This is a genomic window from uncultured Campylobacter sp. (genome assembly GCF_938030685.1).
Classification (GTDB): Bacteria; Campylobacterota; Campylobacteria; order Campylobacterales; family Campylobacteraceae; genus Campylobacter_B.
On the sequence record NZ_CALHHX010000136.1, the window covers coordinates 1 to 4,222 of the forward strand.

Sequence of the window (4,222 nt, forward strand, 5' to 3'; positions counted from 1 at the left end):
GCAGCTTTGGCGCAGTTTAAGCGCGCGGTCCAGATACCACTGCTTGGTATATCCGCGCTTCATATCGCGCAAAACCTTGCTGGAGCCGCTTTGCAAGGGCATATGCATCGATTTGCAAATTTTAGGATTATTGCAAAAAACGTCCAAAAATTTATCGTCCATATGCAGCGGATGCGGGCTAGTAAAGCGGATGCGCTCGATGCCCTCTATCTTGCTAAGCCGCACGAGCAAGTCACTGAAGTCAATTTTTTCGTGCGCATTAGAAAAGCGTTTGCCATAGTTATTGACGTTTTGGCCGAGCAAAAATATCTCTTTGACGCCGCGAGCGGCGGATCTTTCGGCTTCACGCAAGATAATTTGAGCGGGGATCGAAATTTCATCGCCTCTAGTCTGCGGCACGATGCAGTAGGAGCACTTTTTATCGCAGCCGATCATTATGTTTATGAAAGATTTATATGGCGAGCTCGCAAAATCTCCGAATGCAAACTCGCTCTCGTCGTAGTTTATGTCAGTGCTAATAAATTTAGGCGTACGTACGGCTTGCGAAATTTTAGATACGTTTCTGGCGCCGAGCACGAAATCCACAAAAGGCGCGCGCTTAAAAATCTCTCCGCCCAGATGACTTGCGGTGCAGCCGCAAACGCCGATTTTGGAGCCCTTTTTTCGCGCCTTATCAAAAGCTCCGATCTCGCTGAAAAGCTTATGCACGGGCTTTTCGCGTACGGAGCAGGTGTTTATTAAGATCAGATCCGCAATATTTACGTCGTCGGTGATCTCGTAATCTTGCTCTTTTAGCTGCGCGATAATATGCTCGCTATCGCGCACGTTCATCGCGCAACCTAGGGTCTGGATGAAGAGGAGTTTACTCAAAGGATATGCACCTCGTACATATACTCGTTTTCGTTCAGCCCGTATCGAACTATGCGCTGATACACGCTAAAACCCTTAGTATCGAAAAAATCCACCAAAGCGGCTAAATCTTTTTGAGAATTTTCTCTATCCAGATAAAATATTTTTTGTCCGCTCTTTTCTACTTGGGCTTGCAAATCCTCGATCTTAACGCTTTTTGGCTTAGAGGCAAGCTCCGTTCTGGCAAGTTTTAGCTGCATGATCTATCCTTTCATTTATGTTTTAAACCCGCGAGTTTAGCGAAATTTAGATAATAATTCGTTTAAATAAAAATAAAGTCAAAATTCCATATAATACCGCACTTCAAAATTTAAAATCCAAATTTAGTAGCACGAAATCAAATCTTAAGGAAAATTTATGGAAAAAATCACCGACATCATCGAGTCGATTGCAAACGAAAAGGGGCTTGAGCCCGCAGATGTCAAAGAGCGCGTCAAAACGGCGTTCATCCAGACCGCAAAAAGACTTTTTGGCGAGGAGTATCTCTACGACAGCGAAGTCGATCCTCAGACCAAGCGCGTCAAGCTTTACCAAAAAGTCCACGTCGTCGCGGATGATGATGAGCGACTCGGCGATCACAACTTCATCGCGCTAAGCGAAGCCAAAAAAATAGGCGAAAACGCGGAGATCGGTGATGAGCTAAGCTACGAAATAAATATTGAAAACCTCGGTCGTACGGCTTCCGGCGTGCTGGCTAGAGAGCTAAATTTTCATATCCAAAGGCTGCTTGAGGAGAAAATTTTTGAAAACTATAAAAGCAAGGTAGGCACTCTCACCCACGGCACGGTCACTAAGATCGATCACGACGGCACGACCTACGTAGAGATCGAGGATACGAAAGCCTTCATGCCGCAAAAAAACCGCATCAAGGGCGAAAATTTCAAAGTGGGCGACGTGCTGCAAGCCGTCATCAAAAACGTAGCCATCGACAAATCCCACGGTATCAGACTAGAACTTTCGCGCACCAGCCCGAAATTCCTAGAAGCCCTGCTCGCCGCCGAAGTCCCAGAGATCAAAGACGGCAGCGTCATCATCCAGGCTTGCGCGAGGATTCCGGGCAGGCGAGCCAAGATCGCGCTTAGCGCCGTCTCGCCAAACGTCGATCCAGTGGGCGCTACAGTCGGCAAAGGAGGCGCTCGCATCGACGCGGTGAGTAGATTTTTAAGCAAAAATTTGCAAGACGGAAGCGGCGGCGAGAGCATCGACGCGTTTGAATACTCCGCGAGTCCCGAAATTTTGATCACTCGCGCGATGGCGCCCGCGATCGTAAACTCGGTCAAAATAGCGCAGGACGGCAAGGCGATCGTCTACGTAAACCCCGATCAAAAAAGCAAAGCGATCGGCAAAAACGGCCTAAATATCCGCCTCGCTTCGATGTTGTGCGGCTGCGAGATCGAGCTGATCGAAACCGGTTCGGCAAGCGAGAAAAAGGTCTCTACGGAGGAGGGTCTTAAAAATCTAGAAGCGCTTTTCGGCGAGCTGTAGAGACGAAACGCGCTTCGCTTTTTAAAATTTTGTAAGTTACGCACTTTATAAAATTCCACGCCTACCAAATTTTGCAAATTTAGTAATTAGTGGAATTTTGTAATTTAGTACTCCACGAAATTCTATATTACGTAGAATTTTACGTCGTTTCGGAATTCTAAAATTTAGCGTCAAAGCGAAATTTTGACCGAAATTTTACGGCACGAAATTTTAAGATCAAATTTTATTCATGCGCGAATTTGAATTGATGCGATATTTAAATTTACACAGCGCGCAAAATTCTGCTCCAAGTTAGGTCGTGCCTACCACTCGTATAAAATTTCAACGCCGCCGTAATGCCAAAACGCCTTCGGCGCGAGGTATTCGCCGCCTAGGACAGCTAGGTTGAGTTCGAAATACTGCGGCGAAAATTCCGTTATTTTTGAAATTTCCTGCTCGAGCAGCGTCGTGCAGTAGAGGTTCGCTTCGCCGCGAGGTCTTAGCGTAAAACTCTCGCCGACGCGCTTAAGTAGAGAGGCAGCTAGGCGCGTCTTTTGCTCCTCGTTTAAAAATTTCATCCGCGCCACGCCGAAATCTCGCGCATGTGCCAAAAACTCCCGCATCGAAACGGCCGCGACGCCGTCTCGCTCGCCTTCGCCCGTTACCGCGTGCACTATCACGAGCGGACGCTCGCGCACGATCATGCCTACGTGCGAGTATTTAAAATCCGTCGCGCTTGCAATTATGCGGCTGTAGGTGACGTCTCCTAGGCGAAATACGAGATCGCCCGTGCGCAGATTTGATAAAATTTCATCCGGCACTCGCAGCGGCTCTTTGGCGACAGGCGCGCGCGTGAGCGTCCAAAGCTCGCCGAGCCCGCCTAGAGCGAAGATCAGACAGACGAGAAGCTTTTTGGCTAAAGCGCAACCTTCCATTTGCCGTCTTTTTTGACGAGTTTAATGCTCTCGGTGCGGTTTGTGCCGTTTTTAAAAGACACGACGACTTTCACGAGCGCCGATTTCTCGTCGCTATTTTGCAGCTCGCCCGAGACGCCCTTTAGCCCGTCGCGCTTGGAAGCCTCCTCCTTGCCGGCACCTGCCATCTGCATCAGTTTGCCGTTTATCATCTGCATAGAGCCGTCGTCCGATCTGTCCTTATCGGGTATGTCGATGATATCAACCAAAGTCTTGGAGTCGCCCTCGTATAGGGCTCTGACGAAGTCCTCGGCCACGCCTTTCGGGTCGCTGCCGCAGCCCGCTAAAACGAATATCGCAATGAGCGCGAGTAGGAATTTTTTCATAAGCTCTCCTCGTAGAAATTTTGAAGTTCTATATACAAACGATAAATATTTTTTAAATTCAGATCTTTCTGCTCGGGGGAATTTATATCGCGTTTGGATTTGCGAAAGGGGTATTCGGTCGTGCTTTTGCTGAATTAAAATAGAATTTTGCATTCGAAGGAAAGCTCGTCTTGCCTTGGTAAAATTTTATCTTGCCAAAGCAAAATTTTATAGCAACTCCTGCGAACCGTGTCTTGCGGCACACTACTCAAACGGTGCCCCCAAACTCATTCGGTAGCGCGCGAGACGAGCTTTGCTTGTCGGAACTGAAATTTAGCCGTATTTTGCGACTAAAATTTTAAAATTTAAATGCCGCCTTCGTAGGATTGCTCACTTGCGATTTAGCTTTTTGCTGCGACGCTCGCGAAATTATAAACAAATTTTATCTAAATAGGGCTATAATCCAATAATTCATTTCATAAAGGAATATCATGGATACATGGGCGGTTTGGGCACTTGCATCAGCACTCTTTGCAGCGCTGACTGCGATATTTGCAAAAATAGGGCTTG

General features: G+C 47.4%; 5 protein-coding genes. 1 reads left to right on the plus strand and 4 read right to left on the minus strand.

The window, feature by feature from the left end; translation table 11 throughout:
- Together miaB and Q0369_RS06290 are read right to left on the minus strand one after the other, a co-directional pair.
- Positions 1–870 (minus strand): tRNA (N6-isopentenyl adenosine(37)-C2)-methylthiotransferase MiaB (miaB, locus tag Q0369_RS06285; protein WP_298097472.1); only part of this gene is annotated, 870 nt, incomplete at its 3' end.
- Positions 867–1,109: an HP0268 family nuclease gene (locus Q0369_RS06290; RefSeq protein ID WP_005870077.1), complete on the minus strand. Its 243-nt coding sequence runs from the start codon at positions 1,107–1,109 to the stop codon at positions 867–869. The genes miaB and Q0369_RS06290, both read right to left, overlap by 4 nt.
- A 157-nt stretch (positions 1,110–1,266) precedes the next feature.
- Between Q0369_RS06290 and nusA the strand changes: the two genes are divergently transcribed.
- Complete coding sequence (nusA, locus tag Q0369_RS06295; protein ID WP_297881897.1) at positions 1,267–2,394, plus strand: transcription termination factor NusA; 1,128 nt, start codon at positions 1,267–1,269, stop codon at positions 2,392–2,394.
- A gap of 302 nt (positions 2,395–2,696) precedes the next feature.
- Here the strand turns inward: nusA and Q0369_RS06300 are convergent, their stop codons facing one another.
- Entirely contained in the window at positions 2,697–3,308 is a 612-nt protein-coding gene (locus tag Q0369_RS06300) for a YiiX/YebB-like N1pC/P60 family cysteine hydrolase (protein WP_298097474.1), read from the minus strand.
- Entirely contained in the window at positions 3,290–3,673 is a 384-nt protein-coding gene (locus Q0369_RS06305; RefSeq protein ID WP_298097478.1) for a DUF4878 domain-containing protein, read from the minus strand. The genes Q0369_RS06300 and Q0369_RS06305 overlap by 19 nt, the downstream gene beginning before the upstream one ends.
- Positions 3,674–4,222 lie beyond the last annotated feature (549 nt).

Coding starts and splice junctions, on each gene's coding strand:
- Q0369_RS06305 (WP_298097478.1), bottom strand. CDS start 3,673: ATGAAAAAATTCCTACTCGCGCTCATTGCGATATTCGTTTTAGCGGGC.
- nusA (WP_297881897.1), top strand. CDS start 1,267: ATGGAAAAAATCACCGACATCATCGAGTCGATTGCAAACGAAAAGGGG.
- Q0369_RS06300 (WP_298097474.1), bottom strand. CDS start 3,308: ATGGAAGGTTGCGCTTTAGCCAAAAAGCTTCTCGTCTGTCTGATCTTC.
- Q0369_RS06290 (WP_005870077.1), bottom strand. CDS start 1,109: ATGCAGCTAAAACTTGCCAGAACGGAGCTTGCCTCTAAGCCAAAAAGC.